At 36.1% G+C, this 22,271-nt stretch carries 21 protein-coding genes and 2 pseudogenes; 6 read left to right on the top strand and 17 right to left on the bottom strand.

Translation table 11 applies throughout. The features are described 5' to 3' along the window. The 3 genes from ACYTR8_RS01580 to ACYTR8_RS01570 all read left to right on the top strand — a co-directional run. Positions 1-379 (top strand): ISAs1 family transposase (locus tag ACYTR8_RS01580; protein WP_479641557.1); only part of this gene is annotated, 379 nt, incomplete at its 5' end. A gap of 166 nt (positions 380-545) precedes the next feature. Further along, positions 546-1,787 carry an aminopeptidase gene (locus ACYTR8_RS01575; protein WP_479641556.1) on the top strand — a complete coding sequence of 414 codons (1,242 nt, stop codon included), beginning with the start codon at positions 546-548 and terminating at the stop codon, positions 1,785-1,787. A gap of 60 nt (positions 1,788-1,847) precedes the next feature. Beyond that, positions 1,848-2,765, top strand: a complete 918-nt coding sequence (locus tag ACYTR8_RS01570) for a magnesium transporter CorA family protein (protein WP_129555542.1) — start codon at positions 1,848-1,850, stop codon at positions 2,763-2,765. Between the two features lie 50 nt (positions 2,766-2,815). Here the strand turns inward: ACYTR8_RS01570 and ACYTR8_RS01565 are convergent, their stop codons facing one another. Continuing rightward, on the bottom strand, positions 2,816-3,547 hold the full coding sequence (locus ACYTR8_RS01565) for a pseudouridine synthase (protein ID WP_111716897.1): 732 nt from the start codon (positions 3,545-3,547) through the stop codon (positions 2,816-2,818). A 115-nt stretch (positions 3,548-3,662) separates the two neighbouring features. Between ACYTR8_RS01565 and ACYTR8_RS01560 the strand changes: the two genes are divergently transcribed. Beyond that, complete coding sequence (locus tag ACYTR8_RS01560; protein ID WP_003051383.1) at positions 3,663-4,028, top strand: thioesterase family protein; 366 nt, start codon at positions 3,663-3,665, stop codon at positions 4,026-4,028. Positions 4,029-4,126: 98 nt separating this feature from the next. Here ACYTR8_RS01560 and ACYTR8_RS01555 read toward each other — a convergent pair whose 3' ends face one another. Continuing rightward, the gene (locus ACYTR8_RS01555; RefSeq protein ID WP_111716899.1) at positions 4,127-5,347 is read right to left on the bottom strand and encodes an MFS transporter; all 1,221 of its coding nucleotides are present in this window, start codon (positions 5,345-5,347) and stop codon (positions 4,127-4,129) included. Between the two features lie 372 nt (positions 5,348-5,719). Between ACYTR8_RS01555 and ACYTR8_RS01550 the strand changes: the two genes are divergently transcribed. Further along, positions 5,720-7,204, top strand: coding sequence for a DUF1846 domain-containing protein (locus tag ACYTR8_RS01550; RefSeq protein WP_154413812.1), 1,485 nt, complete (start codon positions 5,720-5,722; stop codon positions 7,202-7,204). A 76-nt stretch (positions 7,205-7,280) separates the two neighbouring features. On the opposite strand, the gene ACYTR8_RS01545 is transcribed toward ACYTR8_RS01550, so the two are convergent. The 7 genes from ACYTR8_RS01545 to ACYTR8_RS01515 all read right to left on the bottom strand — a co-directional run bounded on the left by ACYTR8_RS01545 (position 7,281) and on the right by ACYTR8_RS01515 (position 14,325). Next, on the bottom strand, positions 7,281-8,051 hold the full coding sequence (locus ACYTR8_RS01545) for an ABC transporter permease (RefSeq protein ID WP_479641555.1): 771 nt from the start codon (positions 8,049-8,051) through the stop codon (positions 7,281-7,283). Further along, complete coding sequence (locus tag ACYTR8_RS01540; RefSeq protein WP_111716905.1) at positions 8,048-8,704, bottom strand: ABC transporter ATP-binding protein; 657 nt, start codon at positions 8,702-8,704, stop codon at positions 8,048-8,050. Before ACYTR8_RS01540 ends, ACYTR8_RS01545 begins: the two co-directional genes overlap by 4 nt. A gap of 203 nt (positions 8,705-8,907) precedes the next feature. Then, complete coding sequence (locus tag ACYTR8_RS01535) at positions 8,908-9,300, bottom strand: PaaI family thioesterase (RefSeq protein WP_479641554.1); 393 nt, start codon at positions 9,298-9,300, stop codon at positions 8,908-8,910. 81 nt (positions 9,301-9,381) lie between these two features. Further along, positions 9,382-10,176, bottom strand: a complete 795-nt coding sequence (locus ACYTR8_RS01530) for a nucleoside phosphorylase (RefSeq protein WP_443597492.1) — start codon at positions 10,174-10,176, stop codon at positions 9,382-9,384. Positions 10,177-10,322: 146 nt separating this feature from the next. Beyond that, positions 10,323-11,162 (bottom strand): MetQ/NlpA family ABC transporter substrate-binding protein, encoded by an 840-nt coding sequence (locus ACYTR8_RS01525; RefSeq protein ID WP_269760505.1) that lies wholly within the window; start codon positions 11,160-11,162, stop codon positions 10,323-10,325. 750 nt (positions 11,163-11,912) lie between these two features. After that, a complete protein-coding gene (locus tag ACYTR8_RS01520; protein WP_479641553.1) occupies positions 11,913-12,374 on the bottom strand; it encodes a hypothetical protein in 462 nt (153 codons plus the stop codon). 178 nt (positions 12,375-12,552) lie between these two features. Beyond that, positions 12,553-14,325 carry a recombinase family protein gene (locus ACYTR8_RS01515; RefSeq protein ID WP_479641552.1) on the bottom strand — a complete coding sequence of 591 codons (1,773 nt, stop codon included), beginning with the start codon at positions 14,323-14,325 and terminating at the stop codon, positions 12,553-12,555. A gap of 234 nt (positions 14,326-14,559) precedes the next feature. On the opposite strand from ACYTR8_RS01515, the gene ACYTR8_RS01510 reads away from it, so the two are divergent. Next, the gene (locus ACYTR8_RS01510) at positions 14,560-14,718 is read left to right on the top strand and encodes a hypothetical protein (protein WP_158185283.1); all 159 of its coding nucleotides are present in this window, start codon (positions 14,560-14,562) and stop codon (positions 14,716-14,718) included. A 67-nt stretch (positions 14,719-14,785) separates the two neighbouring features. On the opposite strand, the gene ACYTR8_RS01505 is transcribed toward ACYTR8_RS01510, so the two are convergent. The 8 genes and pseudogenes from ACYTR8_RS01505 to ACYTR8_RS01470 form a co-directional block, all read right to left on the bottom strand. Further along, a complete protein-coding gene (locus ACYTR8_RS01505) occupies positions 14,786-15,010 on the bottom strand; it encodes a helix-turn-helix domain-containing protein (protein WP_268734249.1) in 225 nt (74 codons plus the stop codon). Between the two features lie 247 nt (positions 15,011-15,257). Continuing rightward, positions 15,258-16,137, bottom strand: a pseudogene (locus ACYTR8_RS01500) (aldose epimerase family protein). 79 nt (positions 16,138-16,216) lie between these two features. Continuing rightward, a pseudogene (locus ACYTR8_RS01495) lies at positions 16,217-17,300 on the bottom strand (family 1 glycosylhydrolase); the annotation flags it as partial. A gap of 50 nt (positions 17,301-17,350) precedes the next feature. Continuing rightward, complete coding sequence (locus ACYTR8_RS01490; protein ID WP_479641551.1) at positions 17,351-18,136, bottom strand: ABC transporter permease; 786 nt, start codon at positions 18,134-18,136, stop codon at positions 17,351-17,353. A gap of 1 nt (position 18,137) precedes the next feature. Beyond that, positions 18,138-18,956: an ABC transporter permease gene (locus ACYTR8_RS01485; protein WP_479641550.1), complete on the bottom strand. Its 819-nt coding sequence runs from the start codon at positions 18,954-18,956 to the stop codon at positions 18,138-18,140. A gap of 1 nt (position 18,957) precedes the next feature. Further along, positions 18,958-19,950 (bottom strand): ABC transporter ATP-binding protein, encoded by a 993-nt coding sequence (locus tag ACYTR8_RS01480; protein ID WP_136119234.1) that lies wholly within the window; start codon positions 19,948-19,950, stop codon positions 18,958-18,960. A 407-nt stretch (positions 19,951-20,357) separates the two neighbouring features. Continuing rightward, positions 20,358-21,728 carry a hypothetical protein gene (locus ACYTR8_RS01475; protein WP_479641549.1) on the bottom strand — a complete coding sequence of 457 codons (1,371 nt, stop codon included), beginning with the start codon at positions 21,726-21,728 and terminating at the stop codon, positions 20,358-20,360. A 236-nt stretch (positions 21,729-21,964) separates the two neighbouring features. Next, entirely contained in the window at positions 21,965-22,204 is a 240-nt protein-coding gene (locus ACYTR8_RS01470; protein WP_000872900.1) for a phosphopantetheine-binding protein, read from the bottom strand. Positions 22,205-22,271: the final 67 nt, after the last annotated feature.

The raw sequence follows: 22,271 nt of genomic DNA, 5'->3' as shown, positions 1-22,271 counted from the left end.
AAATCATCCCAAATGGCATAAGTTACGTGGTATTGGGATGACTCGTAACACGATTGATAAGGATGGACAGCTGAGTCAAGAGGATCGTTATTTTATCTTTAGCTTTAAGCCGGATGTCCTTACATTTGCCAATTGTGTACGAGGTCATTGGCAGATAGAGAGTATGCACTGGTTATTGGACGTTGTTTATCATGAAGATCATCATCAGACATTGGATAAAAGAGCCGCATTTAACCTAAATCTTATCCGAAAAATGTGCTTATATTTTCTCAAAGTGATGGTATTTCCTAAAAAAGACCTCAGTTATCGTCGCAAACAACGGTATATTTCTGTCCATTTGGAAGATTATTTAGTCCAATTATTTGGAGAAAGAGGCTAAGCAGATGATTGATTTAAAAAGGAATCTTTTCAAAATTGATGTCCGGGCACAAAAGGATGAAGAGAAAGTTTTCATGCGTACGGCGTGATTCTTTTTCACAATTTCTTGTACATTTCCGTTGAATATGATACATTAGAATTTACAAAATAATATTTAGGAGATTCTCATGGTTTTACCTCATTTCGAACACAATATTGAAAAATACGCTAATTTGCTTATCAAAAAAGGTGTCAATGTTCAAAAAGGGCATACCCTTTTGATTACTATTGCTGCTGAACATTATCGCTTCGCTCGTCTTCTGACAAAGAAAGCTTACGAAGCAGGTGCTGCAGAGGTTATTGTAGACTATACTGATGATCAAATCACGCGCGAAAAACTCTTGAAAGCTGATGAGGACCGTCTCCTAAATGTACCCGACTATGTGATTGAAAAGTCTCATTACTTACTTGGTAAAAAAGCGAGTCGATTAGTGGTTCGTTCATCTGATCCAAATGTCTTTGCGGGCGTTGACTCAGACCGCTTGTCTGGTTCTACTCGTGCGACTTCAATTGCTCTTGAAAAACAACGTGTGGCTACTCAAGCTAATAAAGTGAGTTGGAATTTAGTAGCGGCAGCAAGTCCTGAATGGGCAGCCATGGTTTTCCCAGATTTGGCCAGTGAGGAAGAACAAGTTGATGCTCTTTGGGATGCTATCTTCAAAATGAATCGCATTTATGAGGAAGATCCTATTAAAGCCTGGGATGACCATCAAGCACGCCTTGTTTCCAAAGCTAACCTCCTCAATGACTATCAATTTGATGCCCTACATTACATGGCACCTGGGACTGATTTAACCCTCGGTATGCCTGAAAATCATGTCTGGGAAGCGGCAGGTAGCGTCAACGCTCAAGGGGAAGAATTCATCGCCAATATGCCAACTGAAGAAGTCTTCACCGCACCAGACTATCGTCGAGCTGACGGGTATGTCTCATCTACTAAACCACTTTCTTATGCCGGTGTTGTTATTGAAGACATGACCTTTACTTTCAAAGATGGCCAGATTGTTGAGGTAACGGCTAAAAAAGGGGAAGAAACCATTAAGCGATTGGTCGAGGAAAATGATGGTGCTCGTGCCCTTGGTGAAGTAGCCCTAGTTCCCCATAAAACCCCAATTTCACTTTCTGGTTTAACTTTCTTTAATACTCTTTTTGACGAAAATGCGTCTAACCACCTTGCCATCGGTGCTGCTTATGCTTTCAGTATTAAAGGTGGCACTGAAATGACCAATGAAGAATTAAAAGCAGCTGGTTTAAACCGCTCAACCGCCCATGTAGACTTTATGATTGGTTCAGAACATATGGATATTGATGGCATCACGAAAGATGGACAAATTATTCCTATCTTCCGCGGTGGCGAATGGGCAATCTAAACTAACGAAAAAGTCAGTCTTGTGCTGGCTTTTTTTAATGGATAAGCCTATAATGTCAGTATGTATTACTTAATTTTAGAAAAATTAACGCCTGTCTCCCTGACAGACTGTCTTAACAACAAGCATCCTTATGTAGCTATCTTAACTCCAGAGGAATGGCGGCGTCACCACGACCTTTTTGATATGGATATTGATATGGAGTTTAACATTGATGTGGCCAATTCAACCAAGGCAGAAGTGAATAGTGATTCTTTAACAGGGACTTTTAAAATTCCCGATCGAAAAGATTTGCTTGGTCAAGCCATGGATTTTTCCTTCGCTCTTGATGAAAGAGGGGTTGTCTTTATCGATGAGCATCGTCATGTTGCTGATTGGTTAGCACAGATTCAGTCTAGTAAAAAATGGAAAACGCCAAGCCTAGAACGTTTTCTCTACGATTTTTTAGAAACTATTATTCATGGTGATTTAACCCTTCTAGAAGATTTCGATAACCAACTAGATAAACTAGAAGAAACGATATTAACAGATAAAGGTATGATTAGCCAAGTTCAGCTGAATCTCATCAGACGACAACTCACCAAGTTAAATCTCCACTATGGGCAATTGATTGATTTGGCACAGGAATTTTACGAGAACGAGAACAATTTCTTCGCCGAGGAAAATCTGCGCTTCTTTCACCTCTTCTCTTCACGAGTAACGAGACTTCAGACGACAGTTGTGACTTTACGTGAGACTCTTATTCAGATTCGCGAGTTGGCCCAATCACAGTTGGAAACGAAACAAAATAAAATCATGAGCGTCTTAACCATCGTTACCACCTGCTGCATGCCTTTGACCATTTTAGTAGGCTGGTACGGCATGAATTTTAAGTACATGCCTGAACTCTCTAGCCCCTTAGGTTACCCTGCAGTGATTGGCTTTGCTATTTTAATTTTTGTGTCTGCTATTGCCTTTTTCAAATACAAAAAATGGTTGTAAGAATAAGGTAAAATCCTTCTCAGTCAAATAGAGAAGGATTCTTTTTTCTTTTATAATAGGCTCTGACAATAGGCTTCTAGACTCTGCATTTCCTCGGATGTCAAGCGTCTAAAGTCACCTTCTGCGAGACTAGGGTCTAATCGCAAAGGTCCCATGCTAAGGCGTTGCAATTCCAGTACTTCCTTGCCACAAGCTGCTACCATGCGTTTCACCTGATGAAATTTGCCTTCTTGAATGGTAATGCTAACCACACAAGTCTCTTGGCTTAAATCCTTATCAAGCACTTCCAATTTAGCAGGAAGACACTGGTGATCCTTTAAAGAAATACCTTTGGCAAAATCATCTTTGTCAGCATCAGTCATGATGCCTGCTACTTTCGCTAAATACTCTTTGGTAACGTGTTTTTTAGGGGATAAAAGGTCATGGGCTAGCTGACCATTATTGGTCAAGAGCAACAGCCCTCGAGTATCCTTATCTAATCTGCCAACAGGAAAAACGTCTTTTTGTCTGGCAGTTTCATCTAATAAGTCTATAACGGTTGCTTGCGCTCTGTCCTTTGTCGCTGACAAAAAGCCCGCTGGCTTATTCAAGACATAGTAAACGAAGGCTTCATAAGTCAAAGGTTTTCCAAGGTAAGTCACCACGTCTTTATGTTCATTTATTTGAACCTTGGGAGATGTTTCCACCTCTTGATTAACCAAGATAGCTTTCTTTTTCAAAAGGTTCTTGACTTGGCTTCTACTCCCAACTCCTGTTTCTACTAAAAATTTATCTAAACGCATTGTCACCCTTTCAAGAAGAATTCTTTAACTAAGTATAACACAAAAAACAGTTATCCCGAGACTGAAAGCGCTTAATGTATTATAATATATAGTATAGAAACAAGGAGATTAACTTATGACTATTTACTCTCATACTTACGAAACTGACAACCAGCATTCTGCGAAAGCCATGGGCTCTGGAACACTTGACGTATTGGCCACTCCTGCTTTAGTGGCTTTTATGGAAAATGCTTCTTACTTATTTGCCCAAGAATCACTAGAAACAGGATTGACCACTGTTGGCAGTGAAATGGCTATTCAACATTTAGCTGCTTCTGCCATTGGCCAAGCAGTAACCATTGTCATCACTGCTCTCAAAGAGGAAGGCCGAAAATACGATTTCCGCATAGAGGCTTTTGTGGGAGACCAACTGATTGGAAAAGCCTGTCATACCAGAGTGAGGGTAGATAGTCGAGATTTCATGGAAAAAGTAACAGACTAAAACGTTAAAGGTAAGCAATGAACAATTGCTTACCTTTTATCATGTCTAAAAGTGAACGATATCCTTCACAAGCGACTTTGATAGAGCTATTTCCTTACCTATGTCAATTGCTGATAGGCCTCTGCCTTTAGTTGGCCAATCGTCCACATGGCAGCAAAACTAATGAGATAGAGACATGATAGGAACATCATGACCATTGAAACTCCTGAAACATCTAAGATGCTTCCGATAATAACCGATGAAAAACCACCCAAAGCACGGCCGACATTTAAGATTACATTATTAGCTGTTGAACGGATATGATGTGGATAAAGTCTGGTAATCATCGCACCATATCCTGCAAACATCCCATTGACAAAAAATCCGACAATGGCACCTCCAATAAGCATAGTACTCATGGAATGAGCAAATTGGAAGAGGTAAACACACAGCGAAGAGGCAAGCAGAAAGATTCCATAGACCAGACGCGGCCCAAATCGGTCTAAAAGCTGACCAAACGTCAACATGCCTAAACACATCCCCAAAATGGTCGCTACCATCCACAACGAAGAACTTTTTACGGAGAGATTCAGACTTGTTTGAATAAGGGTTGGTAACCAGTTCATCATCCCGAAGTACCCTGCAATCTGAACGGTTGTCATGACCATCAAAGCGAGAGTTTGAGCAGTCAATTCTTTTGTTTTGAAGAGCTCAGCAACACTTACCGGCTGATGATGGGGTTCTTCTTTTTGACCATGATAATCCCAAACCTTACGATCATCTATAGCTAAGATCATCCAGATAACTAATACTATCGGAAGGAGTCCGAAGAGAAAAAGGCCTCGCCAGCCTAAACTTGGTGCTAGCCAACCTGCTAGGAGAGCTGAGCTAATCGATCCTAATTGTCCGGCAATTCCGTTCAAAGAAGAAATGCGCCCCATTTTTTCAGGTGGAACAATTCCCGCCATAATGGCGATAGCCACGCCGTACTCTCCACCAACCCCTATTCCAGCAATAAAACGCATCCAGTATAAATAAGACAGAGACGGAGTAAAATAAATTAATCCTGTAGCGACTGAGAACAAGACGATTGTCCATTTAAAGACCTTAAACTTATGATACCTATCTGCCAGTAAGCCAAAAATAAGGCCTCCAGCTAACATCCCTAAATTCGTAATCGTCGCAATCCAACCTCCCTGTGTGCCACTAATTCCTAATTCGGTAATAATAGAGGACATCGAGAAAGCCAGGAACATCACATTCAGGTCATCCGTACCTGAAGCGACAATAGCGGCCACTAAGGCCCGTTTGTTGGTGGTATCCAAAGATCGTTTTGACATACTTGTCTCCTTTTTAATAGTAGCTCACTGACTACCTTAATTAATTACATACCTTCTTTCCAAGCAGCAAAAAAGACTTGGGAACACGTCCGCAAGTCTGCTAAAGGTCACCAAAAAACAAAAGATTAGTCTAAACTCTCTTTGATCTTAATGCTTTCATGCTTCACGGAACATGTTTAAAGCGGTATTTAATTGTTAATAGTATAATAAAGCCTCTTCTACTTGTCAAGTGATTCCTACAGAACCTTTTAGCTTTCTGCTGTAATAGGCTCACCAAATCTAATTCTAATAGTGATAAATTCTGCTATCTCCACAAAAAATCTTTTGCTTCTCTTCGTTTCTTTGTTATAATGCTTTACAGAGGTGAAAAAAATGAAGACTATTGCTTTTGACTCTAATAAGTATTTAAACTTACAAAGGGATCATATTTTAGAACGTATTAGCCAGTTTGATGGTAAACTTTACATGGAATTTGGTGGGAAAATGTTAGAAGACTACCATGCTGCCCGTGTACTTCCAGGTTATGAACCTGACAATAAGATTAAATTGCTCAAAGAACTCAAAGAGCAAGTCGAAATTGTGATTGCCATTAATGCTAATAATATTGAGCACTCAAAGGCGCGTGGCGATCTAGGCATTTCCTATGACCAAGAAGTTTTCCGTCTCATCGACAAGTTTAACACATTAGACATTTATGTCGGTTCAGTCGTGATTACTCAATATAACAATCAACCAGCTGCAGATGCCTTTCGTAAACAACTTGAAAAAAATGGCATCGCTTCTTACCTACACTACCCTATCAAGGGCTATCCAACCGACATCAACCACATTATCTCACCTGAGGGGATGGGGAAAAATGATTACATCAAAACCAGCCGTAACCTTATTGTTGTGACAGCGCCAGGGCCTGGTTCAGGAAAACTAGCCACTTGCATGTCCCAAATGTATCATGATCAAATCAATGGCATTAAGTCGGGCTATGCCAAATTTGAAACCTTCCCTGTCTGGAATCTTCCTCTTCATCATCCTGTTAATTTAGCTTATGAAGCTGCTACTGCAGACTTAGATGATGTCAATATGATTGATCCTTTCCATCTAGAAACTTACGGTAAAACAGCTGTCAATTATAATCGTGACATCGAAGTCTTTCCAGTGCTAAATCGTACGTTTGAACGTATTTTGAGCAAATCACCCTACGCATCACCAACAGATATGGGGGTTAATATGGTTGGCTTCTCCATTGTCAATGAAGAAGCTGCTATTGAAGCATCCAAACAGGAAATCATTCGCCGTTATTACCAAACCCTCGTCGATTTTAAGGCAGAGCGTGTTTCAGAGGCTGCTGTTAAAAAGATTGAACTCTTGATGAATGATATTGGTGTTACACCTGAAGACCGTCAAGTTACTGTGGCTGCTCGCCAAAAAGCAGAACAAACAGGACAGCCTGCCCTTGCTCTGCAATTACCAAATGGACAGATTGTCACTGGAAAAACATCTGAACTTTTCGGACCAACTGCTGCTGTGATCATCAATGCCATTAAAACATTGGCGAAAATTGACAAAGCCACTCATTTGATTGAACCAGAGTATGTGAAACCCATCCAAGGCCTCAAGGTAAACCATTTAGGTAGCCAAAACCCTCGCCTACATTCCAATGAAATCCTCATTGCGCTAGCCATCACTGCTATGACTAATGACGAGGCTAACCTTGCCATGAAAGAACTTGGTAACTTGAAAGGCAGCGAAGCCCATTCTACCGTAACCCTAACTGACGAAGATAAAAATGTTCTCAGAAAGCTTGGGGTTAACGTTACATTTGACCCTATTTATCAAAATCATAAACTCTACCGAAAATAAGGAGAGTCTGGAATATTTTCGTTATTTCCTATCATTTTCAAAAATAGCCTACGATCCATGGTCGTAGGCTATTTGTCTAGGATGGCAATACTAATTGTTTCTGATTGTTAAAGAAACTCCTATAAGCTAAATAAGTTGCTATAAAAGAGGCAATAGAGGTTGTCGATAGCAACATAAACGTCACCATCATCTGGTACTTAACAGCCTGAATAGGCGGGGTGCCAGCTAAAATCAATCCTGTCATCATACCAGGTAAGGTCACAATCCCCAAAGTCTTGGCAGAATCAATGGTCGGTACCATACCTGTTTTGATCACTTCTCGGATAATATCAATGGAAGCCGGTAATACATCTGCACCGAGAGCCAACTTGGTTTCTACTTCTGCTTGTTTGGTCGAAAAATCTGCATTGAGTTGTTTGTAACACAGACCAATAGCGACCATGGAATTGCTAATAATCATCCCTCCCACTGGAATGATTTGGTTGGGAACAAATCTAAGAATCCCAGATAACAACATGACTGCTAAGGTGATTAAGGTCCCAGATAAGATGGCGACAAATGAAATCACTGCACTATGTCTTATTCCTTTTCCACGTTTGGCAGCATTATAAGAGGCATTCAACATCATAAACAGGAGGAGTCCAGCTGTGAAGAGAGCGCTTTGATAGCCAAAAATATAATCTAAAACAAATCCCACAATGAGAAGCTGGATAACCGCACGTACCGCACCTACAATAATCTCTTTCCCTAAACCCAGTTTTTGCCAATAGGAAAAAAAGAGAGTCATGACGACCAATGATGACGCCAACAATAAAGAGACGACACTGATATCGTTAACAGTATTCATTTTACCACCTCCAGAGATTTGAGTTGCCCTTCCACAATCGTTAATCTCTTAGTGGCATCACGCTTACTTTGCTCGTCATTATGAGTCACCCAAAGGATAGTCATGCCCTCTTGATTTAAAGAGCGAATAACCTCTTCAACTAATGCGGCATTTTGGGCATCAAGGGCTGATGTGACCTCATCTAGCAATAGTACCTTAGGTTCAAATAGCAGTTGCCGAATAAGCGCTAAACGCTGCTTCTCTCCACCTGATAGCTTGGTGATGTCCTTATTGACATACGAGGCATCCATCTGAAAACGCTCTAACCACTGTTCTACCAAAGACTTATCGAGGGTTTTCTTTCGCAATGAAAAAGGGAAGAGCAGATTGTCCTCAACCGTTTTTCCAAAAAGATAAGGCGTTTGAAAACAGTAGGAAATCTCTTGCCGCAACGTGATTGGGTTAAACGTATCTAGTGGTTTTCCTTGAAAATGAATCGTTCCCGAACTTGGGCTAATGAGATAACTCGCTAATTTTAACAAGGTCGATTTTCCTCCACCTGAAGGACCTACAATCGTTACAAAATCCCCTTGGTCAATGCTAAAACTAATCTCTTTTAAAATCGTATGGTCCTTGTCTGTAAAAGTGACCTGATCAAATGCTAAAATAGCCATCGGTCTTCCCCCTCCTAAGCCTTTTTGGATAATTCTTTTTAAGAATAATTCTAATTAAAAATATCTAGCTTTAGTTTATCACGTTTTACTTTAAAAATCTGTCTTTTTAACCGAAAAAATAAACAAAACCTCTAGCTATCAAAAACGCTAAAGGTTTTGCTTTAATGATTCTCAGATAGACGCTGATACAGCTGTTGATGGTATTAGAATTTTTTCACCACAAACATAGTGAGGCCAACTTTGGTAAGCATTTGTTCTTTTTGATTGTAAACCACTACTTCGATTAGTTGTGTCGAACGCCCACCATGAACCAGCTTCCCTTCAATTGTTAGAAGATCTCCTTTATGACCTGCTTTTAAATAATTAGCGTTAGCTTGGAGGGTAACCGCATCTTGACCAGTTGAACTAGCAACTAACCCACCAACTTGATCACAAAGGGTAAACAAATAGCCGCCATGGGCATTCCCATAGTAGTTAAGAGCAGAATCTGTCACTTCTGTTTTTAAAATCACATGACCATTTTCAAAATGCTCAACACTGTAGTTTTCAAAAATACTAATGACCTGTAAGTCAATCTCTTTTGGTAATTTAGGCATTTTCTATCTCTTTTCCTCTTAGTCTAAAATCAATACAAGTTTCATTATACTACAAATATGAAAAGAAGGCAGAGCTCCTGTTTAAAAATCAGTAGGTTGTTCAACCTTGTCTAGTGTATGGAGTACCTCTAAACATAAATTGAGGGCAAAGGTAAAGGAATCTGCTCCCCAGTTGCGTTGATCGTATGCTTCGATATCTGCTAGTGTATCTGCTGTAAATAAGAGTTGCCCCCAAAGAACCTTCCTGAGCTGAGCTACTGCTGCTAGGGCAGAACATTCCATCTCAACAACCGAACAACCTTCTTCCCGGCGATAAGCCACTTTCTCTTTTGTCTCCCGGTAAAAACCGTCCGTTGACCAAGCGATGACCTCTTGGTAGGCTAGTCCATTTGCTAAAAGAGTTTGCTCAATCAGACGGAGCATAATAGGATTGATGGCTATATAACGCGATGGTGCCACATAATGATAACTTGTTCCTTCATCTCGTAAAGCCTTAGTTGGTACTAAAAAACGATTTTCCTCGATAGGCACCAAAACACCACAAGTTCCTGTACTCATGATTTCTTTGACCCCATAACCAATCAGCCAGTCCATAAATTGCGCGGCAGGAGCCGATCCAACAGGAGCCTGAGCTAAACAGATATCTTGGTCTTTATAAGTTAACAGATAAACAGGGTAAACCTTAGTAGCTGAAACGAATTCTGCGATTTTTTTCCCTTGATGATCTAACGCAAAGGCTTCAATCTCGTCTTCTAAGAAAGCATAGACACACTTAGGTGGAAGCTGAATATCTAGTCCTTCATGGGTAGGCATAATGACGGCTGATGGATCACTGTCAAATTCTAAAAGAGGAATCTCGTGTTTGGTAATAGGCATACGGCTCTCCTTACTGTTATCATGTTCTAGGCATACGGCTAGTTCTTTTTATTGTAACAGCTTATCTTCAAAAAGCAAGGACTCTCTATCACAAAAACTCTTCTAACACATGGCTAGAAGAGTTTTTGACAGTTTATTGGTATGATTTAGAAAGCAACCTTGGCATGACCGTTTAACTTATCCTCGATAAAGGCTTTAATTTCCTTGCTTGTCAATGCTTGTTGAACGGCTTTAACAGCTTTGCTATCTTTGTTGTCTTCACGCGCAACAAGTGACACGGCAAAGAAATGATCCTTACCTTCTTCAACTAATACACCATCTTTTTCTGGTGTTAAATTGAGCTTGGCAATATAAGTTGGGTAGTTGAAAATCATGTCTTTTTCCTTGTATGCTTCATTGAGATTAAGTAATGACACTGGTGAAAAAATGAGATTTTTTGGATTTTCTGTAATGTCTTCAACAGTTACTGACATACTCTTTGGATCACGCAGGCTAATCACCTTATGCTCTGCTAATAAGCGGAGGGCACGAGTCATATTGGTTGGATCATTTGGAATGGCAACATCCGCTCCTTCTTTAAGGTCCTTGATGTCTTTAAGGTCTTTCCCATAGAAAGACACAATTGCATCGTAGATTGGCTGTACTTGAACAAGATTGGCGTCATTTCCTTTATTGAACATTTCCATGAATGGCTTATGCTGGAAAAAATTAGCATCAACTTCTTTATTTTTTAAAGCGACATTAGCCTGAATATTATCAGTAACAGTGACCACTTCAAGCTTATAGCCTTCTTTAGCTAAATTATCTTTTACTGCTTCAAGCATATCCGTCATAGGGCTTGTGTGAGCAGCTACTTTAACAACGGTCATATCCTTTGCTTTCGTAGATGATGATGTTTCAGAATCACCTTGCTTTGCTTGTGACCCACAAGCCACCAAACTAAAACCAGCTAAAAGCGTCAGAACAAGTGACAACAGTTTTTTCATTAGAAGAATCTCCTTTTCTCAATCAATCAGTTACAAAACTGACAACAACGACAACTCCCTAGCCTGACCAATGACTTCTAAACCAGAAAAACACTAGTAACCACGCTAATCATTTTTTCATTTCAAAGAAACCTCAGGCGCCTATAACAGTTCTCTCAGAAAGACAATCTCATTGTAACAGAACACCCTTAAGAAAATCAAACCATGTGACTCATAAAAAACAAAAAAGCATTAAACCATATTGTTTAGCGCTTTCTTGAAATGTTAAATATTAACTGATACAGTTATTAAAGAAAATACGACTGTACCATTTTTGATGCCATCAAAGTAGTTAGGATAGGTTCCGCCTTACTCGTTAGCTCCCTGAGAAGCTTAGTTGATTAAAAAAACCTAATCCGTTAAAGTGGTAAAAAACAATTATCTTTTTGCTAATCAGTAAAAATATTTCATATACCAAATAGCCCTGCACAATAACTAAGGCATAATTCCTGAGGTATCCTTTACTTTTTAGCTAGTAAAAGCAAAGTCCTGCCTTATATTAATAACATTTATCTTGTTACTTCAAACTCCACCATGTGATGGAAGAAGAGATAGGTAACAGCAAGCCTATCTTTCAAAAAAGAATAAACTAGAACGGTCCTCTCTTCAAAACATTAGATTCTTATCCAAGCACTACAGTTGGCAAAGAGGCTGAATGCTCATATAGATTGGTTTCATTTGCTATTTTTTTACTCAACCAAATCTTAAAAATTAAATCTCTTCCATAATATCTTCCACAGAAATCTCTGTGAAATGTCTACGATTAGTACTATCAACAATGAAGAAATAGAGTTTGTTCAGCTTTTTTTCGCCGATTAAATTACGGATAGTTTGTCGCATTACTTCTGATTCAACTTCTAAAATGATACTCTCATTTGGCCTTAGTACACTGGCATAACTAGCAGCTAAATTTTTTTCATTGAAAGTCCAATCCAATACACCATCAAATTCAGTTTCTGGATTAAAGAGGTTCCAATTAAATCGAGAAATCCCCTCATAAATCAGCCTTGTTGGAACTTTACCAACATTAATAATCTCAAAAATATACTTTACTGCCCCACTTTCTTGTGAATAACCAATACATGAATGGAGATAAAGGTTAGTTTTTTCAGTACGACTTGCTAGCCATAGGGAGACTATCACAGCTCCAACTGTACCTAATGCGGATAACATTTCCCAAAAATTGCCAAAAATTGCCAAAATCAATGGTAATTGTCATACATTAATTCCATTTCTCCAATAAACTCACACACTCCACGTGATGCGTCTGCGGGAGTCAAAAGGTCCAGTGGACCTTTTGAGCGTCTCATCTTGAAATAATAGAGTGAGACGGACTCTTTAACTACCTTTCTCAAGTAAACTCACACACTCCACATGTGTTGTCTGTCCCTTGAGAATACAATTTTTTGTCCTCGTCACAGTTTTGAGGACACAATTTATCTGGTTCTAGTTTAGCATTTTTACGTTTACTTTTAAATTGTTTACCGTCCTTATTTTGAGTTTCTCCTGTTTTGAAAATTATGGTTAACATTGCAGGATCAATTTCACCATCGCTACTAACACCACCTACAATAATTTTCTCAACGATGCTCTCAAAAACTGTACGATCAAACTCAGTAAGCATTTTCTGTGAAGATAGTAATTGTTTAAACTCAGTTAGTCTTTTTTTAACATCAATTTCTGACTTCAATGTTGTTTCAACATTTACTTTTTCTTCTGCAAGATATTCTTTTTCTAAGGAGAGCTCATTATATTTTTCATTATAAATAGAATCACTTATTTTCCCTTCTAGTTTTAAATTTACAAGATTCTCCTCTTTTTTTAGTAAAGTGCGAAGCTTATTAGTAATCTTTTTTAGTTCCTTATTGAGGCTATTGTCATTTAATTCAGATTCAATCGTTTCAAGTAAATCTGACACTATATTTTCATTCGAATGATAGAGTTGTCTGTAAGCTTCCATGAAAGCTCCCTCAATAGCCAGTTCCTCTAATCCTTTACTATGTTTACAGTATTTTTTCCCTTTTTTTATCGAAGTAACACAATGCCACACAACTTTTCGATAATCTGAACGACAGTGCCAACTTCTCCTAGACAATAATGAACCACAAAAGCCACATTCTAACATACTACTAAAAGCATACATTTTTGAATAGCGTTCACGTTTTCCATTTACATTCGCAACTGTCTTTTTATTTCCTGCCCTACGCAACCTAATCTCCTGAGCTTTCTCAAAGTCTTCTTTAGATATTATAGGTTCATGGTTATCTTTGATGTAGTACTTATCTTCTTCACCAAAATTACTTAAACGTCTCTTGCTTATTGGATCCACTGTAAAAGTTTTTCCCATTAGAATATCGCCTTTATATTTTTCATTCTTTATGATTCCTAAGACTGTTGTATCATTCCAATGATCTAATCCTCTCGGAGATTTGTAACCTAGTTCATCAAGTTCCCTTGCTATAACTTTCCCTCCAATACCTTCTAAGTACCTTTCAAAGATATAACGGACTATTTTTGCTTCTTTTTTATTGATAGAAAGTTGTTTGGTTTCTACATCATAGTCATACCCCAAGCACCCTTGAAACCCTATCAGTTCACCACGTTGCATCTTCATTTTTAATCCCTTTTTCACATGTGCAGATGTATTTTCTACTTCTTGCTGTGCAACAGAGCTAAGAATGGTTAGAAGTAATTCTCCATCCATAGTAAGGGTATCAATGTTCTCTTCCTCAAAATAAACTCCAATTTGCATATCCTTTAACATTCTGACATACTTCAAAGTATCTAAGGTGTTTCTTGCAAATCTAGCAATTGCTTTTGTTACAATATAATCAATTTCGCCATTTACACAATCATTGATTAAGCGTTGAAAACCCTGTCTCTTTCCTGCTTGAGTTCCTGAAATCCCCTCATCTGCATAGATATCAGCGAGTTCCCAATCTGAACGCTGAGAAATGTAATCTTTATAATGTCTCACCTGAGATTCATAACTGTTCTTCTGATCCTCACTATCAGAACTCACTCGGCAATAAGCAGCAACCTTTTTTAAATGTCTTTCAACATTGACACCTCTACGTCGAACTAAAGAATCAGCTTTTATTATTTCAACATTATTTGTTTTCATAACTGAAATTCCTCCTTTTGATTCTATATTACCGCGTTCAAATAAAAAGGTCAGCTATTTTGTGTACTTAATACGCAGTCTATTTCTGATTTTTTCGTATTCATTTTTAGACAACAGTTCTTTAGAATATAAAAAATTAAGCATTGATAACTGCAGACTATATTTTACAACTGTTTGTTCCAATATTTTTCCTCCTGATAACGTGCTATTCTATAATTTCCTCAGTAGGTATGATTGGTTAAATCATTCATGGGCATTTCACCCGCTGTCCTTTTACGATGGCAACCTGAACGTTCAGAAGTATCATTGTCCTTATTTGTGGTCATGGCAGATAGAGAACCACTCTATTTTATAGCTAATAATTTTCGCTCCTATCACGGCGTATCTCACTAAATTGCTCGACAAATAAGAAAGTCCCACCTCGGTTTATTCAATTGTCAATGAACAAATCAAGGAGAGACTATTTTATTTTACGTTTTATCCTATCTGGACAATCTGTTAGTCCTAATAAGTAATCCGTACTAACGTCATAGAGTTTAGAAAGCTGCACAAGAACATCTGCCGTTAAGGCAACCTCTCCTCTCTCAATTTTTGCATAGTTTGTATGAGAAAAGGAAAGTAAATTTGCAACAAACTTTTGAGTGAGATCATGATCTTCCCTCAAATCTCTTATCCGTTGGTACATCTAGCTTTCTCCTAAGAAAAGTATATGTCACTTTCAGAAAAAAGCTGGGAAATTGTCATAATATGACAGTAATTATTGTTTAGTTAAAACCAACAATTATTTTTGTAAATATTTCAATACTATTTTGAATATATTCTAGATTGACTACTACTTCAGACCACCTTACATTAGATTATACAAATTTTATATTGGATTTTTGTAAATTTCTAAAGTCCCTATCTTTAGATTCCGTTCAGCTAACTTTAATTTACAAAATAGTAATATCGAATGATTTAATGCTAGTTTGACTCGGTTCTACAAATGTAACCCCCTGCTTCTCTTCCAATATATCTGATTCCTCTAATGATGTTGATAATCCACTCCATGGCTCTAAGGCTATAAATGGACTTTGATTAGTGGTAGACCTAATAATTAAATGTGGAAAATCTTTAAAATCCACCTTAATTCCCTTATTACTTTTTTAGACTTCGAACTGACACTACATGACTTTGGTTGATCTAGGGTAATAGCATCGTGTGAAAACAAAGAATAATCCCAATCTAATTCATTTTGATTTTCAAGAAAAGGGGTTCTATCTTGTAAATCAAGTAATCCAGTATCTGGGAAACTCTTTGGAATGCTATATATTAAATATTCAGAAAATTCTAAATGATAATCTTCGTATTTATAGTTATTTTCTAAAGGGCAATTAAATCCTGGGTGACCTCCATAAAGTAAGGAATAGAACGTTCAACTTCGCTAAACGTTACCTGATATTCCGTAGTTTTTGTAGAATCATACAAGCGATAAATTATATTCAAAACTAAGTGATATGGAAATTCTTGAAGAGTCTGCACGTTAGATTTATAGCTAAAAGAAATTGACGATTCACCTATCTTCTTATATGTAAAATTTTATTTTCTTACTAATCCACGTACAGTAATATTCCTATATTCCCCTTCTACGAGAACTTAATCATCTCTTACACTTACACAAATTGGAAATAGGGCTTGTGCTTGGCTACCCCAATATTCTGGATTACCTTGCCATAGGTATTCTACACCATCCTTATCTTTAATAGATGATAAGGCACCGTCAAACTACGAAAACTGCACTGTCAATCGCTCATGTTTTAATTCAATAACTATTTGATTTTTCCTCCCCGATACCAAACAAGAGCGTCCGTCTTAAACCCACACTCTTATCTTATGTTAGAAATTATATATACTATTCAATAAGTTGAGATTCTGCTACTTGGTTGTACTAGTAGGCACTCTTTCTTAGAGTAATATTCTTGTGTCTCAAAGTCCAGATAGAAGAGACTATAACATTTTTCTTAGCCATTTGGACATAAGAAAACATCCATCAACGACCAAATAAACTCCCCTTTAATATTTGCACCATCTGCAATCGCATCTGAAATCACTTCTAAGTGTTTCTTCACATAATCATAATCGATACGACCATCATCATAAACAGTATTATCAACAAATTCATCTTTATATCCCAAACTATTTTCAGTGATATAAATTTGATAATTTGGATAATCCCGTTTTACACGCATGATTTAATCATATGGACCTTGAGGATAAATAATCCAGTCCCAATCTGTCTTAGGTACATAAACTGGTACTTCACAACGTCCAGCTCCATTAATTTGATATTTAGAGCTATCTTTCTCACCTTTACCGTTATGAATAAATTCTGTTGATCCATCAAAGGCTTGCATCCAGTCACTCATTTAATAGCTAATACCAAGGAAGTCATTCAAAGCTTTAGCTACTTCTAACACTTAACAATTTCTCTGAGTAACCACCTAGATAAGTTATCAAAAATGAATTTATTATGGATGAGGCCTTCAAGTTCTACTGTATGAACATCATCAGGGTTATTTTTATCAAATGGTTATTTTGTCTGAAGAGCATGAACCACACTAATCTCACCCTTGTGACTACCACCTTTAAACAGTTTAATAGCACGAGTTTAGTAAATCATCATGCTATGGTGTGATTGAAAAACTTTTACAAGATCATATTTGATACCTGATGGAAATTTACTAACAAGATATTGTCCATCACCGATTAGACCAATTTCATTGAAAGTTGTCTAATAATTAACTTCTGTAAATTCTTTAAAACAGAACTCAGCATAGTGAACAACATGGCCAATATTTCCCGATTAAGGAAATCACCGTTTTAATGCAATGCTTCGAGAGTATCAAAATGATGAAGTATTACAAATGATTCAACGCCACGATTATAACACTCTGAAAAAAATTATGATAAAATTCAACTCCTTTTTCATTGACTTTTTGCAATATCCATAGCAATTATAATCTATAGATATTGAAATCTTTAGGAGCTATGATCCAGCACTTTCATATGCATCCAAACCTTTGTTCCATAATTTTAATGATATGGTGAAAAATATTAATGAAATAAGGATTAATCCACCAATATTAAACAATCCATCCTTATCTTTCAAGAAATAGCTAGCTGGGTAGTAGGCTGTAAAAGCAAAAGGAATAATAAAACTTATCAACCAACGTAAAAATGAATTGTAGATGACAACCGGATATTTTGCAAAATCATTGAACATATAAAAAATGTAAATCACTGCCCCAGATTGTTTGGTCCAGAAAGCTATGCTGGCTGTTGCAATTTTTAAGGAAGTATAAATCAAGGTGGCAAAAGGTATACTAATTAAAAATATAAAAACCTTCGTCCAAGTCCAAGTCAAGCTGGTTACCGTTGCTGATAGTAATGAAATACCTACTAACAATTCACCTAAAGCATCAATTTGAAAAGTTTCTACTAGAATATGAAATAAAGGATTAATGGGTCTTATCAGGTATTTATCAAATTCGCCCTTACGAACCAGGCGTTGCCCTAGAGCCCATAAATTATCAAAAAAGAGATGATCAATTCCCTTGGGAATTAGGGAAAAGCCATAGATAAAGGCAATCTGCTGAAAACTCCACCCATCCAGCGATGGGATGTTTTGAAATATAATATTAAGGAATAACAGGTTTAACCCTTGCGTTAAAAAAACGCCTAAAACGCCAACAACGAAATCAACCTTATACTCCACAATTTGCTTGAGGTATTGTCTGATAAAAATCAAGTGCATACGTTGATATTTCTTCATACTAACCTCCTTGAATAGTAATGTGGGACTGTACACGTTTCCAAATAATTTGGGACAAAGCAATCATAACAAGCAACCAAAATAATTGTAGCAAGACAGCTTGAATCATTTGACTAATGTTATACTTTCCTACAATAATCATCACTGGCGTATAAATTAAAGATGAAAATGGAAAAAAAGATAATATATCCGCAATGATTTTTGGAAAAAAAGACAAAGGAATCAAACTACCAGACATAAAGGCAACCAAAGAATTCTTTAGAAGATTTGACCCCCACAAATTTTTAAAAACAAAAGCGGAAAACCCAAAACAAATATTAAAGAAAAAATTAATCAAAAAAGCCAATATTAAGCTAAAAAGATAGGTCAAGGCCATTAGAGAAATTTGCAAGATAGGTTGTCCGGATAAGAGTTTTAAGCCTATAATTATGATTAAAAACGGCAAGCCAACACTAACAAAGACTAACCACCTAAATCCAATCTCTGTGAAAAGATAAGAAGCTGCAAAATGAACCGGACGAAGCAACCGCATAATAATTGAGCCGTCCTTTACTTCCTCGCCAATCATAAATGAGCTATCCGATTTTGTCAGCAAGTTAGTCACAAAACTCATGATGATATAAAAAGTCATATCAGATAAGCTAAATCCTCGAATCAAAGATTGATGCGACGAACTGAAAACGGCTCTCCATAAGTAAAAAGCAACAAATGCTCCCATAACATCCCCAATTCGGTAAAGAAAAAAATTGACACGATAAGTAATCAATTCCTGCATCCCAGCACTAATAAATAGTTTGTAGCGTTTCCATAATTTAACCATCTTAAAGCTCCTTTCGGTAGAAACGACGGATAATATCTTCAATATTTACATCGGTCATCTTTAAATCTCGAATGGCAAAATCAGAGAAGGTTTTTTGGATAATATCAGCTGTTTGATAACGCGAGCTATCATATTGAATATTTAGTAGCAACTCTTTTCGCGTAATATGAATATCCGAAATCCCTACAAACTGAGAGACAACATGATTTTGACCTGGACGTAGTTCAAAAGTAAGGGTCTTCATCTTTCCAAAAGTTTCTTTCAGTTGATTTACAGTGCCGTCAAAAATCTCTTGTCCTTTATCAATCATAAAAATACGATCACATAATTGTTCAATATCACTCAAATCATGAGTGGTTAAGAGTATTGTCGTCTCTTCTTCTTGATTTATCTGTGTGATCGCTCGTCGAATATTATCCTTGACAGAAACATCTAAACCAATGGTGGGCTCATCTAAAAAAAGGACTTTGGGATTATGCAATAAAGAAGCCGCAATATCAGCTCTCATACGTTGACCTAGCGATAGTGTCCGAACAGGATCCTTAATAAACTCTTTCAAGTCTAAAACATCATTTAAAAAATCCATGCGTTTTTGAAAGACTGCATCAGGGACATCATAAATTTCTTTTAAAACTGAGTATGTCTCTTGTAAAGCCAAATCCCACCAAAGCTGGGTGCGTTGCCCAAAAACAACACCAATATCCTTAACATAATCCTGACGATTTTCTTGAGGAATCTTCCCATTAATGCGACAAAAACCAGATGTCGGTTTTAAAATCCCTGTCAACATTTTAATAGTTGTTGACTTACCTGCCCCATTAGCACCAATAAAACCTAAAATTTGTCCCTTTGGAACCTCAAACGATAAATCCTTAACCGCTTCAAAAATTTGTTTTTCGGGATGGATAAAAGAACGTATGGCTCCTTTTAAGCCAGGTTCTTTAATTATCTTAACAAAATCTTTCCGAAGACAAGATACTTCAATCATTGCCATACTTTACTCTCCTTTTATCTATTTATATGGTAATCAGTGTTCAAATCCAAGTTTTTGTCCACTATAAAGCTATTTTAATCTTAATTATTAGAACACTTAAAACAATAACCTCACAATGTTGTTTTGCATCCACAGAAAATAAACTACTAAAATTTTTTTAAGGGGCCTTTACATATTTCAGTTATAAAAACAGTAAAAAATTGGTCTAAATGGATATAAATTTACTTTTTAAAGTTACCTAGAACGATAGCCAAGTTATAAAAGGTATCACTTTTTTAAATTTCACCATAATGGATAATTGTACATAAAAGAATATTTATACTAAGTATACCCCAACTTCTTATTCCTAGAATACACAAGTACTAGCTTTTCTGTTATAGAAAAGCTAGATAATTACCATTAAAAAGTTACCCAATTAAAAGATCCTCAAAATCTATACATAATGGCGTTGGCTTTGAGTAGGTTTTGCAACCAATTCCACAAGAAAAATGACAAGAACGAAGGTCTAAACTCGTTGCATAAAAATATGTAATTCCATCAACTGAATAGGAAAATTTACAACTATCCTCCTGTCTAGATATTTTTAAATAAACTTCCGAAGTCTCAAGTCGCTTTCTAAAAATTTCAGGATTTTTTCCCATTAAATCTAGGTTTATAAAATAATTTGAGTCCAAACCAAAATAATATAAATTATCATCGATAAAACAATATAGACCTGCAACAAATTTAGAATCCTTTTCTTTATGAATTACATTTATTTTCACTATAAGATAGTTTAAGTCTTGATTGATTCTTACCTTTGGACTATCATCATTAAACCATGAATTGTAAATTTTATCTCCGATAAAACTAAACCTAAATTTTCTGGAATTATCCTCAGTAATTGTAATAATTTTCCCACTATTTTGTATGCACTCAAATACTTCATTGTATCTATTTGAATTTGATGAAATGATTTCAAATAATCTTTCTTTATACCTAGAAGCTTGTTTGGAAAAAAAATCAAAAATCTTTTTTTCTTCTAGAACAAAAAAATCATAATTTACTAATTTAGTATCATTCTTCAAAATATTTTTAATACATCTATTAATAAATATAGTCCATTCCTCAAGAATAGTTTCCACTGTACTAGATAGATATAGTAATTCTTTATTAGAAATCAATTCATATACTCGAAGTTTCTCAAAAAAGATTGTAAAAAATAATTTCTTCTTTTTTGTAATATTCTTTAAATTAGCCAGTAATGTAAAATCCCTATTTGTCAATATTTTATATACCATCTCTAATTCTCTGGATGATATACTACTTTGGTTAAACAAATATTTAAATGTCTCGTGGAATATCTCAGTTTCGGTCAGTTCATTTACTACTGTAGTAACAACAAAAATATATTCTTTTTCTTTGTTTAAAATAGTCTGATGAAAATATGATTTATAGGCTCGTTCAAGAATTTCAAAAGTGATACAAAAATTTTGTTCCGTAAGTATATCTGAATATATCTGTGTAGCATCTATAATATAAAAGAGTTCCTTTTCCTTATCATAGCCATTTATTAAAAAAAGATGTGGCCAGTCTTGTTCTTTGTAATAAGTAGAGTAATAAATTTCTTTAAGATTTATTGGAACAAAAACAGAACCATATTTATTAATATTTTTGACGATGAATTCTGTTAAGGCATATTCATCAGAAATGTTAATTTTTTCACTCTCTATACAGAAAAAATTTCTTAGTATATGCATCTCTCTCTCAAAATCGTATTCATTTTTACTGTCATCCACCTTGTAACATCTATAAAAATTGTTAATCATATAAAATAAGTCACAATAGCTATTATTGATACTATTTAAGAAAATTCCCAATAATCTATCAAAACACGTAACTTCTTCCAATGAATAATAATTATCAACTGATTTTAATGAAGAATTTATATATTTCATATTAATATTATTTTCTTTCTTTATTCATATATCATTCAATTACAAAATTAGTTTCCTAATCTAGATATACGCTGCTATTACAACAATTCTTCAATAATAGAATTCAATTTTTTTATCGTATTTGATTTTGAAAAAACTAAATAGTTATCTGGAATCTCAATCTTAAAATAATCTTCCAAAGCAAGTATAATAGAAATATACTTTAACGAATCAACTCCATAATCAGTTAGAGCAACATTGTTGTCTATTTCATTGATATCAAACTCAAAATCTATATAATCTTTAATAACATTTTTTATTTCGCTGTCGTATTTCAATGTTTTATTCCTCTTTTTTTAATTAATTTAATATACTAAATTTCATCCGGTCGCAAAAATATTAACA

It is taken from the genome of Streptococcus sp. F2, assembly GCF_056500955.1.
Note: the sequence above shows the minus strand (reverse complement) of the source record. Positions and strands in the feature narration are given on the sequence as shown.

What these genes read in the sequence shown, in the direction of transcription:
- ACYTR8_RS01575 (WP_479641556.1), top strand. Translation starts at nt 546, where the DNA reads ATGGTTTTACCTCATTTCGAACACAATATTGAAAAATACGCTAATTTG.
- ACYTR8_RS01570 (WP_129555542.1), top strand. Translation starts at nt 1,848, where the DNA reads ATGTATTACTTAATTTTAGAAAAATTAACGCCTGTCTCCCTGACAGAC.
- ACYTR8_RS01565 (WP_111716897.1), bottom strand. Translation starts at nt 3,547, where the DNA reads ATGCGTTTAGATAAATTTTTAGTAGAAACAGGAGTTGGGAGTAGAAGC.
- ACYTR8_RS01560 (WP_003051383.1), top strand. Translation starts at nt 3,663, where the DNA reads ATGACTATTTACTCTCATACTTACGAAACTGACAACCAGCATTCTGCG.
- ACYTR8_RS01555 (WP_111716899.1), bottom strand. Translation starts at nt 5,347, where the DNA reads ATGTCAAAACGATCTTTGGATACCACCAACAAACGGGCCTTAGTGGCC.
- ACYTR8_RS01550 (WP_154413812.1), top strand. Translation starts at nt 5,720, where the DNA reads ATGAAGACTATTGCTTTTGACTCTAATAAGTATTTAAACTTACAAAGG.
- ACYTR8_RS01545 (WP_479641555.1), bottom strand. Translation starts at nt 8,051, where the DNA reads ATGAATACTGTTAACGATATCAGTGTCGTCTCTTTATTGTTGGCGTCA.
- ACYTR8_RS01540 (WP_111716905.1), bottom strand. Translation starts at nt 8,704, where the DNA reads ATGGCTATTTTAGCATTTGATCAGGTCACTTTTACAGACAAGGACCAT.
- ACYTR8_RS01535 (WP_479641554.1), bottom strand. Translation starts at nt 9,300, where the DNA reads ATGCCTAAATTACCAAAAGAGATTGACTTACAGGTCATTAGTATTTTT.
- ACYTR8_RS01530 (WP_443597492.1), bottom strand. Translation starts at nt 10,176, where the DNA reads ATGCCTATTACCAAACACGAGATTCCTCTTTTAGAATTTGACAGTGAT.
- ACYTR8_RS01525 (WP_269760505.1), bottom strand. Translation starts at nt 11,162, where the DNA reads ATGAAAAAACTGTTGTCACTTGTTCTGACGCTTTTAGCTGGTTTTAGT.
- ACYTR8_RS01520 (WP_479641553.1), bottom strand. Translation starts at nt 12,374, where the DNA reads ATGTTATCCGCATTAGGTACAGTTGGAGCTGTGATAGTCTCCCTATGG.
- ACYTR8_RS01515 (WP_479641552.1), bottom strand. Translation starts at nt 14,325, where the DNA reads ATGAAAACAAATAATGTTGAAATAATAAAAGCTGATTCTTTAGTTCGA.
- ACYTR8_RS01505 (WP_268734249.1), bottom strand. Translation starts at nt 15,010, where the DNA reads ATGTACCAACGGATAAGAGATTTGAGGGAAGATCATGATCTCACTCAA.
- ACYTR8_RS01490 (WP_479641551.1), bottom strand. Translation starts at nt 18,136, where the DNA reads ATGAAGAAATATCAACGTATGCACTTGATTTTTATCAGACAATACCTC.
- ACYTR8_RS01485 (WP_479641550.1), bottom strand. Translation starts at nt 18,956, where the DNA reads ATGGTTAAATTATGGAAACGCTACAAACTATTTATTAGTGCTGGGATG.
- ACYTR8_RS01480 (WP_136119234.1), bottom strand. Translation starts at nt 19,950, where the DNA reads ATGGCAATGATTGAAGTATCTTGTCTTCGGAAAGATTTTGTTAAGATA.